The sequence below is a fragment of the Bradyrhizobium sp. UFLA05-108 genome (assembly GCF_059803455.1).
In genome coordinates this window covers 130376-151094 of sequence record NZ_JBANAZ010000013.1, presented here as the reverse complement: position 1 = coordinate 151094, position 20719 = coordinate 130376, and the positions used below count along the sequence as shown (strand labels likewise).

Below are 20719 nucleotides of genomic sequence, written 5' to 3'. Positions count from 1 at the left end.
TGCCGCGGTCGATAAAGCCGCGAAAAACCTGCGTTCACAGCACGCCACTCCGCATAATGCGCTACTCCGCATAATCGGTCATACCGGCGAAGATGCGGTAATCGGGCGCCTTGTCGTTGTCCTTCTCGGACGCGGCGAATCTTGCCTTGATGTTCAGCGTCAGAGTCTTGATCAAGCCGACGTAGCCGTTGTCCGCAGCGGTGAAGGTGCCGATGATGGTAGCCATGATAGTCTCCGTTTGTTGCTCGGGCTGCGCCAATCGCAGCCTCGATGGCGATCCTTGGGCCGGGGAGCGATCGGCCCGCAGACTTCAGACCCGCAGCGCTAGCGGAGGACGGCCACAAGCCTGCTCTTTTTGTCTCCCGCGAGGAATGCCGCCTCTTCGCGGCAGGGGAAAAAAGCAGGCGCGGCCGTTGCGGGAAGGCGATCGAGGCTCTTGCCGGCCCTCGGGCCTGATCAGCCCATTCGAGGTTGCGTTGGACGCACACCGTGAACGAACCGACGGAGGCGACCATGGCTTCCGACACCGACGCATCACAAGGACTTAGGCCGGTTCGATCGGACACTTGCTGACGGCAGCGCATTAACGGCAAGGAAGATGCGCCTCGGCAAACGCCAGCGAACCACATCGCACGCGCGCGCGTTTCCCGCCTGCAGTGCTAAGGTACGAATCAGGGCAAGCTGTCGAAGCGCGCAAGAGAGAGAGAGAGAGAGAGAGAGAGAGAGAGAGAAAATCTGCTCGCTTACGGAGGACGAAGTTTCAAAGATTGAACAACTACACGCAGACGCGTTCGGCCAACGCCGAGAGTGACTGACGGTAGATTCAAGGCCGTCTGGCGAGGAACACTTCAATCAGCTCGGCGCTTCGACCCGAGTGGCTCCCGATCAGGCGTTGGCAAAGAAGACACTCGTCTCTAGCCTCGAAGAACTCCGATCTTAACTGCCACGAATGAGACGACATATGTCGCGAGACAAAGGTCAGTCAGAAAGATAGGGTAAGCCCAGCGACATTGAGGACAAATCTCCACCGTCACGGCGCATCTCGATGTTTAGATCAAGACGCGATGACAAAGGTGAAGTCTCGGATGAAATTGGGCTTTGATGAGCGGGCCGGCTCTATCTGGCGTTGCCCACGCGAACCGATTTTCGGCTCGAGTCGCGTAAGACGGCGCTCACGCGCCATCTTTGTGAAATTTCCAGACCGGAATACCGAGCTTCTTCGCCTTGTCGGCGAGGTTGTCCTGTATGCCGGTCCCCGGGAAGTGCATAACTCCGATCGGCATGACTGCCAGCATGGCGTCGTTGCGCTTGAATGGTGCAGCCTTGGCGTGCTTCGTCCAGTCTGGTTTGAAGGTGATCTGTGATACCCTGCGATTGTTGGCCCATTTTGCAGCGATCAATTCAGCACCTTTCGATGAACCGCCGTGGAGCAGGACCATGTCGGGATGCTTCGCGTGGACTTTGTCGAGCCGGTCCCACACGAGCGAAACGTCGTTGAAGTCAAGTCCGCCGGTGAGCGCGATCTTCGGCCCGGCCGGCACCACCACCTCGGCTTCGGAGCGACGCTTGGTGGCGAGGAAATCGCGGCTGTCGATCATCGCGGCGGTGAGCGTGCCGTGGTTGATGATTGATCCAGAGCGCGGCCGCCAGAGCGAGCCAGTGTGGACTTCGAACCATTCGGCAGCTTGGTCGCGAAAGACTTCCATGACGTTGCGGCGCTCCATGATCGTGATGCCCTCGGCGGTGAGCCGTTCTAGCTCGACGGATCGGACCTCCGAGCCATTTTGCTCACGTAGACTCTTCTGCTGCGCCTGCTCGTTTGTGTCGAGCTCGCGTTCGATGCGGTCCGCCGCACGATGGAAGAGATTAACGGCCGACCAGAGCAAGTCCTCAAGATCCGGCTCGAGGCGCGTGTCATTCAGTGTCGCGACTAGGGCATCGAAAATGTCGGCGACCGCACCGGCGATGGCCTTGCCTTCCGGAAGTGGCCTTGGATCGGGTTCATCTTGCAACGGGCGGTACCCATAGAGCTGAAGCTCGCTGAGGATGTGGTCGGTCGCAGACCGAGGGTGCGGCGCTTCGAAATCGGGGTCGTCCTGGTCGGTCATCATAGGTGAGGCCCTTTGCTGGATCGGCCGCGCCCATCGCGGCCTTCGTGGCGATCACTTGACCGCGGGCGGAAAGGACCAGAACCCGAAGTGAAAGCGCAGGGCCGAAGCGACAGCGGAGGATGGCAGAGATGCGGCTATTTTGTTTCGCGATGCAAAGGCGTGAGGCGCCGGCGGAAAATAGCCACAACCTCTGCCGTTGCAGGGCCGCACTCGCCCGCCGTCCGATCGCCCTCTGGAAGGCCCGGGGCGCGACTGTGTCCGGCCGCCGCGGCTTGAACAACCGATCGCAACGCCTCTAAGCGACCCACGTTCAACCCGTTTCAGCAGCCGTCAAGGACATGAAGCGCACGACATCCTGCGGAGCGAGTTGAGCGCGCAAGGTCTCACGAAGCTGGTCGATGCCAAAGGTGAGTAGATCTTCGTTGAAATCCCCAAGCCGGGGCGACAGCGGTATCGCCTCGATACCGGCGTCCAAAGCCCGTTTGGCCAGGGCCGCCAACGCGAAGTCGCCGGCAGCATCACGATCGCGCGCGATGTAGAGTCGGCGCAGCTGCAGCGGAAGTAGCAGGGCAGCAACATGGTTTGCGGAAAGCGCGGCAGCCGCTGGCAGCGCTGGAGTTGCCCGGCGGAGCGACAGCATGGTCTCGATGCCCTCTCCTGCCACCAGCACGTCGTCGGCCGTCCCGAATCGAACCGCGTTACCGAGAAGGTCACCCATGGCCCGTCGCGGCGTATCGATCGGCGCCTTACCCAGGCGCACAACATCGAAACCGTCGGGATCGAGCCAGGTGCGATGCACGCCGGTGATCCGACCATCAAGGTCCGTGACACCGGAGATCAATGCCGGCCAAATCTCGGTGGGCGCGTCGCTATCGGGTCGGTAGTAGCAGCGCGGGTAGAAGCGCAGCGCACGATCGTCGCGTGACGCTAAAATGCCCCGATTACGCAAATAGACCTCACCGAGAGTTCCGGCGACTGGCTGCGAGATAGCGAAGAGTCGCCGAGCCGCCTTGGGCGAACCGACTGACGCTCTGCTGCGCGCAAGTTTCGCTGAAGGCTCTGAGTCCGAGCGAGGTAAATTGAGAAACCGGCGCGCCTCGTTCGCCACGTCGCGGAAATTGAGCAGTCCACAGCTTTCGCGAATGATGTCGAGCAAGTCGCCGTGCTCGCTCGTTGCAGCATCAGTCCATTTCCCCGCTGGTCCCTTGGGCGATTCCTTCAATCGGACGAACATCGAGCGTCCCGGCGTGTTGCGGGCATCGCCAACCAGCCAATAGCGCCCTTGCCGCCGACCGTTCGAGAGATAGTAACGGCACACCGCCTCGGCCTCTCGCGCGAGGCGACGCGCCAGTTCGGAAGCGCCGCGCGACATCACGCAGCCTCCCGATGGCCGACGTACTCAATCTGGAGGCGCTCCAGCGCCAGCTTGTTAAAGGTAAAGTCACAGGCCGGAAACGAGGTGATCGTCGGGACAGCTTCCACCATTTCGGTGCTCCACGGCGGGCGGCCGAGAGCCTCTCTCTTGGCTTCCAACCCGTCGCGGAAACTCCACCTCCCCTCTCACTCTTCCTCCGAGTAGCGACGAGATGCTTCAAGCGGCCTCACGCTCCGTACCGTCACCTGCTATGTCGACGGCGGGATCTGGCAAAACGCCTATGATTTAATCCGACGCCTCACTAACTTGGCTTGCTGCGAGGACAATCGCCCGATTGTCCTCGCCGCCCCTCAAGCCATGAGGCGATGCGGTCGGTGCGCTGCATCGACGGCGCAATGCGAAGTGCGGCATGCAAGAATGAGGCCCGCAGTTTCCGCGATCAACTCCTCTAAGGCACACTTCTTGGTGGCCTGCGATGGCGGGCCAAAGAAAGCAGCCGCAGGAGCGTCAGCATAGCGCCGCCGCCAGGCGGGACGCGGGACCGACTGCAGTCTCGAGACCGGATTAATAAGGCACCCGCAGGAGGGTTAGTATAGCGCCGGCGCGGAACGCGACGAAACCCGGAACCGAGTGCCTCCGGCGAGAGACACATCCGATGCGCGGGATCGAAGCCGTCGGCCGAGACGCAGAGCGGCTCGGTTCACGAGAGCTCGTTGCGGCAAACGCCGCGCGCGCGATGACGCAGATCAAAAGTGTCTCGACGACAGCGATTACGTTCTGGCGGCGACATCCCAATCGCAACTTCGCGAATGTCTTAATACTCCAGCCGAGCCGACGAGAAGCCGAACTACCGCTGCTGTTCCTACGAGGGGTATCATTCCGACAAAGAGAAGACTTGCTGTGCACTCTAATGCAAGTTGATCAATAGGTTTGTCGGATCAAATACTGATAGTTCAGCAGAATCAGCTGTCTCTCACCAAGGGGGCAAGGATGTCGCTTCAGCGCCAAAAGTTGGCATCCGTCGTGTTGCATACACAACCCATTGCTCCGCGGGCTCCGACGCGCTTGGTTCGTCGATCGGTCTCGCTACGCATTCGGCAATTGCACTCCCATCGCCAGATCGAACTTTCCCATCGGCGTTCTAGGCGAGCGGGAGTCTGGTCCGTAAGCGCCGCCATTTTGGTAGCGCAGCTAGCGATCCGTGAGAGACACGCGTCCCAGGCTACTGGGCGCAGATACCGCGATCCTGCCACTACAAGACCCGACGCGCAGGTTGTCGCCGCCTTTGCGGCCGCAATTTTGTTGAACCCGTCAGCGCCCGAATATACCCGTGCGATCGTGATCGTTTCTGTTAGGCTACATCGTTCGTCCTATTTGCACGCCATGCCAGCCGATTGCCACACGAGCTCTCTGCTCTCCTTTTTCTCTGGCGCCTCGGCCTTCATATCGAGGTGCCGGTGACAGGGGGCGTGGAAGTATGCGCGCAAGAGGCAAGATGTTCGAGTGCAAGCTGAAACCATCCAAATCGTTACCTTGTGGGCCTGCCATAGGCCAGAAGCATCTCAAAAGACTTAAGGCGTTGATGGCCCAGCCCGGACATTTAGACCATTGACCCGTGCTCATGGCACTTCGCCCTGCCCTTCCTGCCCGTTATCCGCCCATTGGCACATGGCCTGCACTCATGCGCGCCGACATGGCCGCTGCCTATCTCGATTATCGCGATACAGGTGAACTCGCACGCGCCGTTGGTCGCGGCGAGGCACCACCTCCCACTGGCTATCGCGGAATCGGGCGCGCGCGACAGCCAATTTGGTCCAAGGCCGCCATCGATAACTTCGCGGCACCGGCGAGGACAATGAATCCAGATAGATCGCAAGATTTGGTTTCTCTCGTATGAAGCCACCCCGGTCGAAACTTCCGCGCTACTGCCGACGAAAGCTCTTGAAAAGCGATCGATGGGCTTACTTCTTTGAACCGCCGACCTGGGCCCGCCGGCAGGGCTGCAACGTCAAGGCTGAAGCGTTAGGAGAACAATATGCCGCTGCCGTTGAACGGGTTGAAAATATCCTTCTTCCCGCCTTCGACAGTTGGCGTTCACGAGGGTTGACCGACATGATTCCACCTTCTCCCGTGCCCGGCAGTTTCGATTGGCTGGTCAGCATCTTCCAAGCTCATCAGAAATGGAGAGAAATAGACGAAAAAACACAGCGCCTTTACAAGCAAGGCCTCGCACTCTTTTCCAACCACACGCTGAAGGATGGTAGCCGTGCGGGCTCGAAGCAGCTCTCTGATTTTACGAAAGGCTTCGTCGACGCAATCTACGCGAAACTGCTTGTCGTGGAACACAGGGACGCATGCGGGAACGTCGTCAAGCGCGAGCGTCGCCGCTTTGCAAATGCGGCCATGGCCTCTTGCAGGCGCGCATGGTTTGTTGGGCAGCGTGCCCAAGAAACGAAAGTGCCAGCGATCAATCCATTTTCGCGGATGGGCCTAAAGAGCCGTGCGCCTGGCCAGCCCGTCCGCCAGACACCTACGGCGGCTTGGGACGAACTTGTCGCGTTCAGGGCGGCGGCGACGAAACTGGGTTACCGCTCAGTCGGAACTGCCGCGCTGTTGACATGGGAGTGGTTGCAGCGCGAAGAACACGTCTTTGGAGCTTTCGAAATTTCGCACTACCGGCCAAAGGAGCGGCCGAACAGTGTGAAGATTGTGCATCCGAAAAATGGCGAGGAAGCCTGGTGGCCACTATTCGATGAAATGGACGAGCCTCTCTTCCCCGAACTGATGGCGGAGCTCGACGCCATCAAGGAGACCGTGGTCTCGGGGCTGGTCTTTCGGCGCGACCATGAACATCGCAGATCGCCTACGCAGCTCCCTTGGATCACACAACGCAAGGACCTGCGTTATTTGCGCCGCGTCGTAAAAAGAATTGTCGCGGCAGCTGAGCTTCGGAGTGAACTCTCTTTTACCTCGTTCCGTCACGGTGGATTTACGGAAGGAGCGGACAGCGATCTCACGGATGCCGAGTTACGCGCAGCGGGTCGTCATCGATCGGCACGCCAACTGCCAACCTATGCCAAACGCACGCGCAAACAGTTGATCGCAGGCTCCAAGAAGCGCCACGAAGAGCGAGCAAGAGCAGCCCTTATCGGAATCGCCACTACCCGCGCGTCTGAATAGCAGCATCTTGGGCTATTGGGGCCTCCAAGACTCGAACCTAGGCCAGCCGATTTAAGATAGTTATTTCCCTGTCCAGGATGGCTTGCGTTTTTCGCTGAACGCTTTCAGGCCTTCCTTGGCGTCCTCGGTCATCGCGAGCAGCGCGATCTGGCTCTCGGTATAGGCGATGCTCTCATCGAACGACATCGAGGCGATGGCGCGCATGGCGTATTTGCCGCGGCGGATCGCGGTCGGTGACTTGTCGACGATACGGCTGATCAGCCAGTCGATCTTGGCGTCGAGCTCGGCCGCGGGAACGACATAGTTCAGCAGGCCCGCCGCTTGCGCAGCCCTGGCATCGAACGGCTCGCCCGTCAGCGCCCATTCGTTGACGAGCCGCGGTGGCGCGATGTTCTGCAACAGGCTGAGCACCTGCATCGGGAACACGCCCACCTTGACCTCGGGCAGGCCGAAGATGACGTGGTCGGCGGCGACCGCCATGTCGGTCATGCACAACAGGCCCATGCCGCCGGCCATGCAGACGCCACTGACGCGCGCGATCGCAGGCTTCGTCGCGTCCTGCGACAGCCGCAACAGATCGGCGTAGTCGACGTTGGGCCTGGAAAAGTCCATCGCGAAGGCGGCACCGGAATTCTGCAAGTCGGCGCCGGCACAAAACGCCTTGTCGCCCGAGCCCGTCAGCACGATGACACGGACGTCCTTGTCGTCATGCGCATCGCGATAGCCCTTGGCTATGCCGGCGATCACGTCGCCGTTGAGCGCATTGCGCTTTTCCGGACGGTTGATGGTGATCCAGAACGCCTGCCCGCGTTTCTCGGTGATGACGCTGCTCGTATCGGTCATGGCGCGCTCGCTTGTTTGGACTTGCTTGCAAGCCATTTGCGGCAGGTCGGACGGCAGGCGCAAGCGCAATCTACCGACATGTCGCTGCTTAGCGCCTCGACACAACTTTGCACCGCGATGGTGGCAGAAACTCGCGCCTCAGGCGGGCACGGCCTTCTTCAGCCAGACCTTGTTGTCGTGGAACGGCGCGCCACCGATCGGCGCGATCGTGTCCGCACCGGTCAGAACGTTGATGCCGCGGCCGCCGACGTGGTTTTTGTTCGGATGGACGGACTCCGCGATCAGCACGCCGCGCTGCACACCGGCGAACAGCGTCGCAATGAGCGTCGTCTCGCCGCGGGTGTTGCCGAGCGTCACGGCATCGCCCTCTGCAATGTCGAGCGCGGCAGCATCCTGGGGATGGACCATCACGCTCGGCTTGCCCTCGCGGGCCTGCGAGGACGGCGTCTCGTTGAAGGTCGTGTTGAGAAAGCTGCGCGAGGGGCTCGTCGCAAGACGGAACGGATGGTTCTGATCGGCCTCTTCGATCACGGCCCAATGATCCGGCAGCGGCGGCATCTTGTCGAAATCGCCCATCATCAGACCGAACGGCGGATGCGCCCAGTCGGCCTTGAAGTGGAATTTCTTGTCGGCGTGCGCAAAACCATCAAGAAAGTGCGAGGTGCGGAAATCCGGCTGGAGATCGCGCCAGATATCCGCCTCGAGCGCCTTGATATCGCCGTGGCCGCTCAACTTCAGCGTCGCGTCGATCAGTTCGCGCGGCGACATCTCGAAACCCTGGTGGTTGGCGCCAAGACGTGGCGCCAGCGCCTGCAACACCTCGTGGTTGGACCGGCACTCGCCGGGCGGGTCGATCAGCTTGGGACCGACCGAGATATGCTGGTGGCCGCCGCCGTAATAGAGGTCGTCGTGCTCCATGAACATGGTCGCCGGCAGCACGATGTCGGCCATCTGCGCCGTCTCGGTCATGAACTGCTCGTGTACCGCCACGAACAGATCCTCACGTGCAAAACCCTGGGCTACCCGCACCTGCTCCGGCGCGACCGTCACCGGGTTGGTGTTCTGGATCAACATCGCCTTGACCGGACCCTTGCCGTGCAGGGCCTCGGCATCACCGGTCAGGATGCGGCCGATCTGGGACTGGTCGAGCGCGCGTGTCGAGGGATCGATCGCCTCGTGGCCTTCGATGATGGATTCGTCGAAGTGCCACAGCGCGTAATTGTTGAAGAAGGCGCCACCGCCTTCATACTGCCAGGCGCCGGTCACCGCGGGGATGCAGGCCGCGGCATGCATCTGGGCCGCGCCGTTGCGGCTACGGCTGAAGCCATAGCCGAGGCGGAAGAACGTCCGCTTGGTCTCACCGACCGCCTTCGCAAAGGCCTCGATCTCGGCGACCGGAACGCCGCAGATTGCGGACGCCCACTCCGGCGTGCGCGTCTTCAGATGCGCTTCGAGCTCACCGGGACAATCGGTATACTTGTCCATATAGGCGCGGTCGGCATAGCCATCTCGGAACAAGACATGCATCACGCCGCAGGCGAACGCGCCATCGGTGCCGGGACGCAGGATGATCTTGATGTCAGCCTGCTTGACCGTGTCGTTGTTGTAGATATCGACGGCGGCGATCTTCGCGCCACGCTCCTTGCGGGCACGGGAGGCGTGCGTCATCACATTGACCTGGGTGTTGACGGGGTTGGTGCCCCAAATCACCACGAGGTCGGAGACACCCATCTCGCGCGGATCGACGCCGGCGATCTTGCCGGCGCCCACCGCAAAGCCGACGCGCGCAACGTTGGCGCAGATCGTCGAATAGAAGCGCGAGTATTTCTTCACATGCGTGAGGCGGTTGAGACCGTCGCGCATCACCAGCCCCATGGTGCCGGCGTAGTAATAGGGCCAGACCGCCTCGGCGCCGAATTCGCGCTCGACCGCGTTGAAGCGATGCCCGATCTCGTCCAGCGCCTCGCCCCAGGAGATCCGTGCAAACTGGCCCGAGCCCTTCGGCCCGGTGCGGCGCATCGGATACATCAGCCGCTCGCGGTGATGGATGCGCTCGGCATAACGCGCGACCTTGGCGCAGACGACGCCCGCCGTATAGGTCTGCTGTTTCGAGCCGCGGACGCGACCGATGCTCCGGCCCCCGATGACCTCGACGTCGAGCGCGCAGGCCGACGGGCAGTCGTGCGGACAGGTGGAGTGTCGGATCGCGATCTTGGCGTGCTGGTTCATGGGCAACTTCGTAACATCAAACTACCGGCCAGCCGAGCGCATTTATCCGGGATTGCCCATGCAAATAGCAGGGGCCGACCCGGCCTGTTCCGGGGCCGGGGCCGCGGCCACACCGGAAACCGCGCAATATTCCCGGCCAGGATTCCCGGCCAAGTCGACTTTGTGAGGCGTCGACATGCGGCTTGGCCTGTCGCTACAGTGCGCGCCAACAAGAACGACGTCAGGGAGGCGGGCATGACGAGCCCAAGATTGGTGCTGGCATTGGCCGGGCTGCTCGCCCTGTTCTCTGCGCCCCGCGGTTTCGCGCAGGACTATCCGGCACATGCGGTCCGGATCATCGTCCCCTTCGGCGCCGGAGGCCCCGCGGATGTTGCAGCGCGGCTTATCGGGAACGTGCTGCAGGAACGTTTTGGCCAGCCCTTCGTGATCGAGAACCGGACGGGCGCCGGCGGCGTCATCGGCACATCGGAGGTCGCGAAATCGCCGGCCGACGGCTACACGCTCTTGATGATGTCCAACACCCAGACCGCGAACGAATCGCTGCTGACGCCTGCGCAGCGCAAATACGATCTGATGCGCGACCTCGTGCCGATCGCGCCGGTTAACTATTCCGATCTCGTCATCGTCGTTCATCCGAAGGTCGAGGCGAAGTCGCTCCAGGAATTCATTGCGCTCGCAAAATCGCAGCCGGGCAAGCTGAACTACGCGTCATCGGGCCAGGGCACGCCCTATCACATGGCCGGAGAGTTGTTCAAAGCAATGGCAGGGATCGACGTCGTGCACGTCCCTTATCGCAACAGCGGCGAGGCGCGCAGCGGCGTGATCGGCGGACAGGTGCAGATGATGATCGACGCTGTCCCCGCGATGGCGCCCAACGTGACCGAGAACCAGGTGCGTGCGCTCGCGACCACCGGCAAGCAGCGCTCCGCAGTGCTGCCGAACGTTCCGACCGCCGGCGAAGCCGGCGTGCCCGGCTATGAGGCAACCATCTGGCTCGGCCTGATGGCACCGGCGGGTACGCCGAAACCGGTCATCGACAAGCTCAACACCGCTGTAACTGCACTGGTGAAGCGGCCCGATATCGTCAAGCTATGGACCGAACAGGGAGCGATACCGATGGCGATGACGCCGGACGAATTCGAAAAGTTCCTGCGCGGCGACATCGTGAAATGGGCAGACGTCGTCAAGAAGTTCGACAAGTCCTGAGGTCGTCGCCGGTCATGCCAACGATTCGATTTCGTCTGAACGGCTCCGACACCGCGATCGACGCCGACTCGGATCAGATGCTGCTCGTAGTGCTACGCGGCAAGCTTGGCCTCATGGGCAGCCATTTCGGCTGCGGCGCCAATGAATGCGGCGCGTGCTACGTGATGGTCGATGGCCACGCGCTCGCCTCCTGCGACATGCCGCTGTGGTCGGTGGCCGGCAAGGAGGTCACGACCGTGGAAGGTCTCGGCACGCCCGAGCACCCGCACCCGCTACAGCGCGCCTTCGTCGCCGAACAGGCGATGCAATGCGGCTATTGCGTGTCGGGTATTTTGATCAGCGCGGCAGCCCTCTTGAAACGCAATACGACGCCGACGGAAACGGAGATCCGTGAAGCGCTCGATCGCAACCTCTGCCGCTGCGGCTCGCAGAACCGCATGGTGCGGGCGGTGCTGCGCGCAGCATCGGAAATGGCCCCGCCATGAGCACGCCGCCCCATGCACCGCAATTGCCGCCCAGCCTGGCGGCCAATCCAAGCCTGTCGTCATGGGTGAAATTCACGCCCGACGGGCGCGTTGCGATCTCCCCGGGCAAGGTCGAGATCGGCCAGGGCATCGTCACGGCGCTGGCGCAGATCGCAGCCGACGAGCTCGATGTCGATATCGGCCGGATCGCGATGATCCGCGCCTCGACGGGCGCGAGCCCGAACGAAGGAGTGACCTCGGGCAGCCTCTCGATCCAGCAATCGGGCCGCGCGCTTCGCCAGGTCTGCGCCGAGGTGCGCCGATTGTTCCTCGCAGCGGCGTCGGAGCGGCTCGGCGTCGACGCGTCGACGCTCGACATCGACGATGGCACGATGTCCGGACCGGGCAATGTCCGGACCAGCTATTGGGAGCTCGCCGGCGAGGTCTCGCTCGATCGCAACGCGACGGCGGAAGGGATCGCGAAGCTGACCGCTGCGCGCCGCGTTGCCGGACAGTCCGTTCAACGGATCGACATCCCCGACAAGGTGTTCGCGCGGCCGCGCTTCATTCACGACACGCCGCTGGCGAACATGCTGCATGGTCGTGTGCTTCGAGCGGAGGTGTCGGGCGGAAAGCTCGTCACGCTCGACGAAGCGGCAGCGCGCGCGGTTGCCGGGTTCATTGCCATCGTACGAGACGGCAGCTTTGTGGGCGTCGTCAGCGAGACCGAGGACGGCGCCGAGACCGCGTCGAGAGCGTTGCGGAAGGGCGCGTCCTGGTCGGCGGGAGAGCTGCTGCCGGACGAGAACGACCTGGCTGGGTTCCTGAAGAGCCAGCCGGTCGAGACGAGGATCATCGACAGCAAAACCGCAGCCGCGCCGAAGCAGGTCGCGCGCACGATCCACCGGCAATACACGCGTCCCTATATCGCGCACGCCTCGATCGCTCCGTCCTGCGCGATGGCGCAATGGGAGGGAAATCGCGTCCACGTCTGGACGCACAGCCAGGGCGTCTACATGCTGCGTGCCGACCTTGCGATCGTGCTGAAGCTGCCGGCCGAGAGCATCACCGTCGAACACATGGAGGGTGCCGGCTGCTACGGCCACAATGCGGCCGATGACGTTGCGCTCGACGCGGTGCTGCTGGCACGAGCAGCCGGCGGACGTCCGGTGCGGGTGCAATGGTCGCGGCACGATGAGATGTCGCATGCGCCGTTCGGTGCGGCGATGGCGATCGAGATCGAGGCGGATCTCGACGCGCATAGCGAGATCGTCGGCTGGCGGCACGCGATCTGGAGCAACGGCCATACCGCGCGGCCGGGACGCGCGGCGCAGCCTGCCTTGCTCGCGGCAACCGAGCTCGCAACGCCCTATCCGCGCCTGATCTCGTCGGATCCTCCGGCGGCCAATGGCGGAGGCAGCGACCGCAATTCCGTTCCGCTCTATGACCTGCCCGCTTGGACGATCGAAAGCCATCGCCTCCTCACCATGCCCGTCCGCACCTCGGCGCTACGGACGCTCGGTGCCCAGGGCAATGTGTTCGCGATCGAGTCCATGCTCGACGAGATCGCGGCCATCAGCGGTGACGACCCGGTTGAGTTCAGGCTGCGCCATCTGCGCGACGAGCGGGCAAAGGATGTGATCCGCGCCGTCGCAAAGCGAGCGAGCTGGAAGCCGGAGAAGCAGGCCGGGACCGGCTATGGCATCGGCTTCGCGCGCTACAAAAACACCGGTGCCTATTGCGCGGCGATTGCCGAAATCGCGGGCGAGGACGACATACGTGTCAAGCGGTTGACGCTTGCGGTCGATGTCGGCGAGGCCATCAATCCGGATGGTGTGATCAACCAGATCGAGGGTGGCGCGATCCAGGCCACGAGCTGGGTCTTGAAGGAGCGCGTCCGCTTCGACCGCACGCACATCGCCTCCACGTCCTGGACGGATTATCCGATCCTGACCTTCAGCGAGGTGCCCGCCGTTGACGTCGAGGTCATCCAGCGGCCGGAGGTCGCGCCGGTCGGCGCCGGCGAAGCCGCGCATGGTCCGGTGACGGCCGCGATTGCGAATGCGGTGTTCGATTGCCTCGGCGTCCGCGTGCGCGACTTGCCGATCACGCGCGACAGGCTGATCGCAGCAATGGAGCTTGTATCGTGACGGCGATCCATATTTTGAGCGGCGGCGCGGCGCAGGGCCTGGTCGCCCGGCTTGCCGAGAACCTCAAAGCGCGTACAGGCTGTGGGATCGAAGGTCAGTTCGGCGCGGTCGGTCTGATGGCCGACAGATTGCGCGGAGGCGCGCCGGCCGACATCGTCATCCTGACGCGCACGCTCGTGACCAGGCTTGCCGACGAAAAGCTTGTCGATCCGACTTCAATCGCCGATGTCGGCGTCGTCGAGACCGCGCTCGCCGTCCGCGCCAACGACCCGGAGGTCACCGTCAAGACCGAGGCCGACCTGCGGGACGCGCTGCGCGCGGCCGATGCAATCTTTGTCCCCGACACCAAGGTCTCAACAGCCGGAATTCACGTCGCCATGGTGATGGAGCGGCTCGGCATCGCCGGCGAGGTCGCGTCACGCCTCAGAATCTTTCCGAACGGCGCGACCGCGATGCGGCAGCTCGCGGCATCCGATGCCAAACGGCCGATCGGATGCACGCAGGCGACCGAAATCATCGCGACTGAAGGGACTGTGCTGTCCGGCTCGCTCCCGCCGGGGCACGAACTCGCGACGATGTATACGGCGGGTGTCACGACGCGCGCGGCACATGTCGCCGCGGCGCGCGTGCTGATCGAACTGCTAACCGACGGAGATCAGAGAGAGCTGCGCCGGCGTGTGGGCTTTGCGGCTAAGTCCTGATGAGATCAAGTTCCGTCGATCGCCTGGAAGTCCACCTCTCCCTTCGGGAGAGGTGATCCGAGTCCTCGGCTCACTCTGAATAAAGCCATTCCGCTTTAGATAAAGGCGCTCGCGCTATTTGCTGAGCTGCGTGAGACCGGTCGGCGGACCGTCGACGGCCGTCCAGCCGCCATCGACGAACAACGTGCTGCCGCTGACATAGCTTGCGGCATCCGAGGCGAGATAGGCCACGGCAGTCGCGACCTCGTCGGCGCTGCTCCAGCGGTTGAAGACGGTATGCCGGGCATAGAGATCGTAGATGTCGGGACGCTGCTTGAACGGGCCGGTCAGCGCGGTCTCGGCGATGCTCGGCGCAATCGCGTTGACGCGAACGCCGGCATGCCCGACCTCGGAGGCAAAGCCCTTCACCAGGAGACCGATCGCCGCCTTGGTCGATCCGTAGATGCCAAGACCGGGCTCGATGGTGACAGCACGCACCGAGGAACAGGCGATGATGCTGCCGCCCTTCTGCTCGACCATGATACGGCCGAAGGCCTGGAAGAACCAGACGGTGCCCTTGACGTTCAGGTTGAGGACGCGGTCGAGATCCTCCTCGGTATAATCGAGAATGGTCTTGCGGATGTTCAACCCCGGCGTCGTCACCGCGATGTCGAGCCGCGGGAATTTCTGCATCACGGTCGCGGCCAGCGCATTGACATCGGCGGCGCTCGCAGTATCGCACGCAGCCGCCTCAGCCCAGCCGCCCTTGTCGCGAATGCCGGCGGCGGTCGCTTCCGCTGCGTCCAGCGCACGATCGGCGCAGACGATGCGGGCACCGAGCCCGGCCAACGCCTCGGCCGACGACTTGCCGATGCCCGATCCGGCACCCAGCACCACCGCGGTCTTGCCGGTGAGATCGAACAGCTTGCGATAGTCCGTCACGGATAGCCTCTCCCTGTTGCGGCTACCCCTTGTACCCCATCAGCAGACGCGGCAGCCAGAGCGAGAAAGCAGGGACGTAGGTCACGAACATGAGCGCTGCGATCAGCGCGGCGTAGAACGGCAGGATGGTGCGCATCACCGCGCCCACCGAGATGCCACCGATGGCACAGCCCACGAACTGCGTCGTTCCGACCGGCGGGGTGTTCAGCCCCAGGGCGCAGTTGATCAACATCAGCATGCCGAACTGCACGGGATCCATGCCCGCCTTCATCGCTATCGGGAGGAAGATCGGGGTGCAGATCAGGATGGTCGCCGCCATGTCCATGAAGGTGCCGAGCAAAAACAGGATGACGTTGATGAGCAGGAAGATCATCCAGGGTTCCGAGGACACCTTATTCATCATGTCGCCGGCGAGGTCGGCTACCTCGTAGAGTCCCATCAGATACTGGAACATGGTGGAGACGCCGATCAGCAGCAGCACTACGCCCGTCGTCTTCACCGCCTTGGCCGCGGCCCGCAGGAAGTTCTGCAAGGTCATCGTGCGGTAAATGAAGAACGTCAGCAGGATCGTGTAGGTGACTGCGACGGCTGCAGATTCGGTTGCAGTAAAGACGCCGGACAGGATGCCCGCCAGGATGATGCCGACGATCAGAAGGCCGGGCAGCGCGGCCGCGAGCGAGCGGAACACCTCGGCCCAACCCGGGAACTTGCCGGCCGGGTAGCCTCGCTTCACCGCGACCGCGTAAGCGGCGACCAGCATGCACGCCATCAGCACGAGCGCTGGCAGGATGCCGGCGGCGATCAGCGCGCCGATCGATACCTTGCCGCCGGCGGCCAGGGCATAGATGATCATGTTGTGGCTGGTCGGCATCAGCGCTCCGACCAGCGAGGCGTGGGTGGTGACGTTGACGGCGTAGTCGGTGTCGAAACCTTCCTTTTTCATCATCGGGATCATCACCGCGCCCATCGCCGACACGTCGGCCACGGGCGAGCCGGATACGCCGCCGAACAGCGTGCAGGCGACCACGTTCGACATGCCGAGCCCGCCGCGGATGTGTCCGACGAGATTCTTGGCAAGCTGCACGATCTTGTCGGCGACGCCGCCATGCAGCATCAGCTCACCGCTGAAGACGAAGAACGGTATGGCGAGGAAGGAGAAGATGTTCATCCCCGACATCATCTGCTGGAAGATGACGGCAACCGGCAGGCCTTCGTAGAGGATGGTGCAAATGGCCGAGAGGCCGATCGCAAACGCGACCGGGACGCCGAGGACGAGGAAGCCGAAGAAGGTGGCGCCGAGAATGATCAATTCCATGAGGGGACGACCTCTTCGCCGCGCAGGAGAGCAATGATGTGCTCGATTGAAAAGGAGACGATCAGGACGCCGGAGGCGATCAGCGGTACGTAGCGGACGACCTCAGGAAGGCCGAGATTGGGGATCTTCACGGTGCCGACCGACGCCCCGAGGATCCAGCCGTTGTAGACCATCGCAATGCCGAACAAGGCCACCAGAACGTGGATCACCAGCTCGATCTTCTCTCGCAAATGATCCGGAAGCATCACCAGCAGACTGTCCATGCCGATGTGTCCGGCATCGCGCACGCCGACGGCGGCACCGATCAGCGTGACATAGAGGATGAGAACCAGCGCAAGGTTCTCCGTCCAGGTCGGGCTGGAATTGAGCACGTAACGTCCGAACACCTGGTAGAAAACGATGGTGACGATGACCAGCAGGCCGCTCACGGATAGATACATACCGATACGAGCGATGACGGCATTGATCCGCGACAGCAAGCCGGTCGACGGACGTGCCGCCGCTTCCGGCTCGTGGCTTGCGACGTGTGGGTCTGTCATTCCCGCGCCTCCTTGCGAGGGTCCGGCGTCGCCGCTCGGCGACGCCGGAAGCCGACGCGTTCTTCCTACTTCGTGTCCTGGATACGCTTGACGAGGCTCTTCAGCTTTTCGTCACCGGCGAACTTGTCGTACACCGGCTTCATCGCATCGACGAACTCCTGCTTGTTGGCGATCGTGACGACCTGAACGCCGGCCGCTTCGACGGTCTTGCGGGAGGCCTGCTCGCGCTCGTCCCAGAGCTTGCGCATCACGGGCACCGAGTTCTTGGCCGCCTTGCGGATCATCGCCTGATCCTCCTTGCTCAGCGTGTCCCAGACCTTCTTAGACATCACCAAAACTTCGGGCGCCAAGGAGTGTTCGGTGACATTGTAGAACTTGGCTGCCTCGAAATGCCGCGACGATTCGTAAGAGGGCCAGTTGTTCTCGGCGGCGTCAACCAGACCGGTCTTGAGCGCGGTATAGACCTCGCCATACGGCATCGGCGTCGGGTTGGCCCCGAGGCTCTGGATCATGCCGACCCAAAGGTCGGATTGCTGGACGCGGATCTTCAGGCCCTTGACGTCCGCGAGCGACTTGATCGGCGCCTTGACGGTGTAGATGGAGCGCGCGCCGCTGTCGTAATAGGCAAGGCCGATGAGACCCGCGGGCTCCATCGCGGCCAGGATTTCATCGCCGATCGGCCCGTCGAGAACGTTGCGCATGTGCTGCGTGTCCCGGAAGACGAATGGCAGACACAACGCGATGGTTTCCGGCACGAAGTTGTTCAACGGCGATGCGTTGATCCGCATCATGTCGAGCGCGCCGATCTTGAGCTGCTCGATGGTGTCCTTCTCAGAGCCCAGGGCTCCATTTGGAAACACCTTCACGCCGAGCTTCCCACCGCTCGCCGTTGCGAGCTCCTTGCCCATTGACCTGACGGCTTCGACGGTCGGATAATCGGCGGGGTGTACGTCGGCGGAGCGGAAATCGCGTGCGGTCGCCAGGGGCGCTGTGACCGCCAGCGCAACGGCCGTGATGATGCCGGTTAGTGTCTTCATCTGGTCTTTCCTCCTCAATTGATTATGTCGTCGTTGCGCAGGTGCTGCGGGCCGCCTTAAGGCGCTCCTCTTCAGGTGCGAAGTCAAGCGTCACAAGCGCACCACCTTGGTAGCATTGTGTGCGAGGGATTCGGGCGGATTCGGCTGCTTCATCATCGCGGCCGCGAAGTCCTCGGCGTCGCGAAGGTCGCCGTTCATGACCTCCCCGCCGTGGTGCTGCGGCGGGATCGAAGGCCCCGGCCGGCGCAGCGCGTGGTAACGATGCTCAATGTACCCATGGATGTTCCTCTCGTCTTATGCTCGACCGCTATTGGTTGCGGCTTAGAGGTTCGGTCGAGACGGTCGTCCCGTCCCTGAGCGGACGCGCTGCATCAGCGCGAAGTCGCCCTTGTCGTCCCTAGGGCGGGCGGCATTCCCTGTCCAAGCCAAATACGGCATCGATCAATGCAAGAGTTGCATCGATGCACCTGGCCGCGACTCGCCTTCGGCGGGCTGGCTTGATGTCGCCGGCGCGTCCCCTGACCTCGCCAGCGCGTCACTTGACGTCGCCGGCGCGTCACTTGACGTGGCCAATGGAGGCCCCCCAAGATGCCCGACACACCGGACCGTCTTGAGGGAATGCCATGCCGCGGAAGCTGATCGACATCTCGGTGCCGTTGCAGAATGACGTGCCGGCCGACCCGCCCGGCAACCATCCGACGATCCAGTACATCGATCATCAGCAGGGGCTGCCGCGCATGCTGCAGTTCTTCGACGGGCTGAAGGCCGAGGATCTGCCCGATGGTCAAGGCTGGGCGGTGGAGCAGGTATCGCTATCGACTCACAATGGCACGCATCTCGATGCGCCCTGGCATTTCCATCCCACCATGAACCGCGGCGAGCGCGCCTGGACGATCGACGAGGTGCCGCTCGAGTGGTGCCTGCAGCCCGGCGTCAAGCTCGACTTCCGCCATCTGCCAGACGGCCATGTGGCGACCGCCGACGACGTGGAGAAGGAGCTCGCGCGTATCGGGCACACGCTATCGCCGCTCGAGATCGTCGTCGTCAACACCAGCGCCGGCGCGAAATTCGGGCGCGCCGACTACGTCAATTCAGGCTGCGGCATGGGCTATGAGGCCACGATGTATCTGCTCGAGCGCGGCGTGCGGCTGACCGGCACCGACGGCTGGAGCTGGGACGCGCCGTTCGTCCATACCGCGAAGAGATATGCTGAGACGAAGGATGCGAAGCTGATCTGGGAAGGTCACAAGGCGGGGCGTCACATCGGCTACTGCCATCTCGAGAAGCTGCACAATCTGGAGAAGCTGCCGTCGACGGGCTTCACCGTCTCCTGCTTCCCCGTGAAGATCGAACGGGCTTCGGCGGGCTGGACGCGAGCCGTCGCTATCATCGACGGATGACACCGAACGTTGTCACCCGCCTTCGAGACCGCTTTCGGCAAGCTCGCGCAACGCGTCGATGTCGAGCACGACGATGGCGCCATGCTCGAGGCGGACCCAGCTCCGCGCGGCCCAGGCGCGTAACTGCTTGTTGATGCTCTCGCGGGTCATGCCGACCATCTCGCTGATCTCCTGCTGGGTGATCGCGAGGGTTCCGCTGCCGGAATCGAGCTTGCGCTCCTCGGTCAGGCCGAGCAGCGCACTGGCGAGCCGTCCCGGCAGGTTCTGCAAGATCACCTGCTCGACCTGCTGGCTGGTCCAGCGTAGCCGGCCGCAGAGCAGCTCGATGAACTTCATCGCCAATTCAGGCTGGCTCTTCACGAAAGGAAGGAAATCCCGACGATCGATGATGTAGAGCTCGCAATTGGTGTTGGCGGTGGCGTCTGCCGACCGTGGCGCACCATCGAGCACCGCGATCTCACCAAAAATTTCTCCTGGACCGATCAAATTGAGGATGGCGTTTCGGCCATCGGGCGAAGAGGAGGAAATTTTTACAGTTCCGGTGATGACCGCAAAAAGGTTGTTGCCGGGATCGCCCTTCGCGGCGATCGTCGCGCCGCGCTTGACGGTGGTGTGCTTGGCATAGCGGCAGAGCTGGTCGAGCGCCTCCGGCTCCAGATCAGCGAAGATCGGATGCTTGCGCAGCACCGAAAGCTTGTTGCCCGACGACTGTCGGGGATCGCTGGTCTTGTCCTGAGGCACGCCGTCGGACTCCTAAGACTGCGAGGTACTGGGGTTCCTGCGTAGTCAACGTTACCGGGCTTTTCAACCGGAAACCACACATATGCACTTTAGGGCAAGTGCCGGGAAAGGGAGCGTTCCCGCCGCCCCAAGGTGCGCATCCACAGGCTGCATCAAAGGGATGCGCGCGATGCTGAGTTGCGAATTAACCATAAGCGCGGCGATGCACGGCCTTTGCCTCGCAGGGCCAAGATGGACCTTCCACCAACTCCATCTCAGGTCACGCCAATGAGGCTATGACCTCAGCCGCCTCAATGTTTGAAGGCTGTTTCGTTCGACTTGAGCTGGTTAGGCCTCGTTTGGCGGTCCGCCCATGCCAACACCGCCGCGAAGGCGACGAAGACGGTCACAACGGCAATGGTCATCAACAGCGCATCGATCGGCATGGTGCTGCCCCCCTGAGCTTTCATCAACCTGGGCAGTATGCGCGGCCGCCGATCGTCGTCCTTGATCGCGATCAAAAATCAG

16 protein-coding genes and 1 pseudogene are annotated in these 20719 nt (G+C 62.7%); 6 read left to right on the top strand and 11 right to left on the bottom strand.

All coding sequences use genetic code 11. The annotated features are described in order from the left end of the window. Window positions 1-70 precede the first annotated feature (70 nt). The 3 genes and pseudogenes from SO140_RS12790 to SO140_RS12780 all read right to left on the bottom strand — a co-directional run. Window positions 71-226 (bottom strand): annotated as a pseudogene (locus SO140_RS12790) (DUF736 family protein); the annotation flags it as partial. Between the two features lie 946 nt (window positions 227-1172). Beyond that, window positions 1173-2108: a DUF2493 domain-containing protein gene (locus SO140_RS12785; protein ID WP_449380172.1), complete on the bottom strand. Its 936-nt coding sequence runs from the start codon at window positions 2106-2108 to the stop codon at window positions 1173-1175. Window positions 2109-2421: 313 nt separating this feature from the next. Continuing rightward, window positions 2422-3483, bottom strand: a complete 1062-nt coding sequence (locus SO140_RS12780) for a DUF7146 domain-containing protein (RefSeq protein ID WP_474799036.1) — start codon at window positions 3481-3483, stop codon at window positions 2422-2424. A gap of 1944 nt (window positions 3484-5427) precedes the next feature. Here SO140_RS12780 and SO140_RS12775 point away from each other — a divergent pair. Then, window positions 5428-6666 (top strand): hypothetical protein, encoded by a 1239-nt coding sequence (locus tag SO140_RS12775; RefSeq protein WP_449380132.1) that lies wholly within the window; start codon window positions 5428-5430, stop codon window positions 6664-6666. A 60-nt stretch (window positions 6667-6726) separates the two neighbouring features. Here SO140_RS12775 and SO140_RS12770 read toward each other — a convergent pair whose 3' ends face one another. Both SO140_RS12770 and SO140_RS12765 read right to left on the bottom strand, forming a co-directional pair. Then, complete coding sequence (locus tag SO140_RS12770; RefSeq protein WP_449380131.1) at window positions 6727-7509, bottom strand: enoyl-CoA hydratase/isomerase family protein; 783 nt, start codon at window positions 7507-7509, stop codon at window positions 6727-6729. A gap of 138 nt (window positions 7510-7647) precedes the next feature. Next, window positions 7648-9738: a molybdopterin-dependent oxidoreductase gene (locus SO140_RS12765; protein WP_449380130.1), complete on the bottom strand. Its 2091-nt coding sequence runs from the start codon at window positions 9736-9738 to the stop codon at window positions 7648-7650. Between the two features lie 234 nt (window positions 9739-9972). On the opposite strand from SO140_RS12765, the gene SO140_RS12760 reads away from it, so the two are divergent. From SO140_RS12760 to SO140_RS12745, 4 genes are read left to right on the top strand one after another with little or no spacing between them, the layout of a single operon-like run. Then, window positions 9973-10944 (top strand): tripartite tricarboxylate transporter substrate binding protein, encoded by a 972-nt coding sequence (locus tag SO140_RS12760; RefSeq protein ID WP_449380129.1) that lies wholly within the window; start codon window positions 9973-9975, stop codon window positions 10942-10944. A gap of 14 nt (window positions 10945-10958) precedes the next feature. Beyond that, window positions 10959-11429: a (2Fe-2S)-binding protein gene (locus SO140_RS12755; RefSeq protein WP_449380128.1), complete on the top strand. Its 471-nt coding sequence runs from the start codon at window positions 10959-10961 to the stop codon at window positions 11427-11429. After that, a complete protein-coding gene (locus SO140_RS12750) occupies window positions 11426-13558 on the top strand; it encodes a xanthine dehydrogenase family protein molybdopterin-binding subunit (protein WP_474798990.1) in 2133 nt (710 codons plus the stop codon). The genes SO140_RS12755 and SO140_RS12750 overlap by 4 nt, the downstream gene beginning before the upstream one ends. Then, window positions 13555-14259, top strand: a complete 705-nt coding sequence (locus SO140_RS12745) for a molybdate ABC transporter substrate-binding protein (RefSeq protein WP_449380126.1) — start codon at window positions 13555-13557, stop codon at window positions 14257-14259. The genes SO140_RS12750 and SO140_RS12745 overlap by 4 nt, the downstream gene beginning before the upstream one ends. Window positions 14260-14373: 114 nt before the next feature. Here SO140_RS12745 and SO140_RS12740 read toward each other — a convergent pair whose 3' ends face one another. The 4 genes from SO140_RS12740 to SO140_RS12725 form a co-directional block, all read right to left on the bottom strand. Continuing rightward, window positions 14374-15180, bottom strand: a complete 807-nt coding sequence (locus SO140_RS12740) for an SDR family NAD(P)-dependent oxidoreductase (RefSeq protein WP_449380125.1) — start codon at window positions 15178-15180, stop codon at window positions 14374-14376. Window positions 15181-15202: 22 nt separating this feature from the next. Then, window positions 15203-16495: a TRAP transporter large permease gene (locus tag SO140_RS12735; protein WP_449380124.1), complete on the bottom strand. Its 1293-nt coding sequence runs from the start codon at window positions 16493-16495 to the stop codon at window positions 15203-15205. Beyond that, window positions 16486-17034, bottom strand: coding sequence for a TRAP transporter small permease (locus SO140_RS12730; protein ID WP_449380123.1), 549 nt, complete (start codon window positions 17032-17034; stop codon window positions 16486-16488). The genes SO140_RS12735 and SO140_RS12730 overlap by 10 nt, the downstream gene beginning before the upstream one ends. 65 nt (window positions 17035-17099) lie before the next feature. Continuing rightward, window positions 17100-18071, bottom strand: a complete 972-nt coding sequence (locus SO140_RS12725; RefSeq protein ID WP_449380122.1) for a TRAP transporter substrate-binding protein — start codon at window positions 18069-18071, stop codon at window positions 17100-17102. A 623-nt stretch (window positions 18072-18694) separates the two neighbouring features. On the opposite strand from SO140_RS12725, the gene SO140_RS12720 reads away from it, so the two are divergent. Then, complete coding sequence (locus SO140_RS12720) at window positions 18695-19471, top strand: cyclase family protein (protein ID WP_449380121.1); 777 nt, start codon at window positions 18695-18697, stop codon at window positions 19469-19471. Between the two features lie 12 nt (window positions 19472-19483). On the opposite strand, the gene SO140_RS12715 is transcribed toward SO140_RS12720, so the two are convergent. Together SO140_RS12715 and SO140_RS12710 are read right to left on the bottom strand one after the other, a co-directional pair. Next, a complete protein-coding gene (locus SO140_RS12715; protein WP_449380120.1) occupies window positions 19484-20212 on the bottom strand; it encodes a Crp/Fnr family transcriptional regulator in 729 nt (242 codons plus the stop codon). A gap of 290 nt (window positions 20213-20502) precedes the next feature. After that, window positions 20503-20712 carry a hypothetical protein gene (locus tag SO140_RS12710; protein ID WP_449380119.1) on the bottom strand — a complete coding sequence of 70 codons (210 nt, stop codon included), beginning with the start codon at window positions 20710-20712 and terminating at the stop codon, window positions 20503-20505. Window positions 20713-20719: the final 7 nt, after the last annotated feature.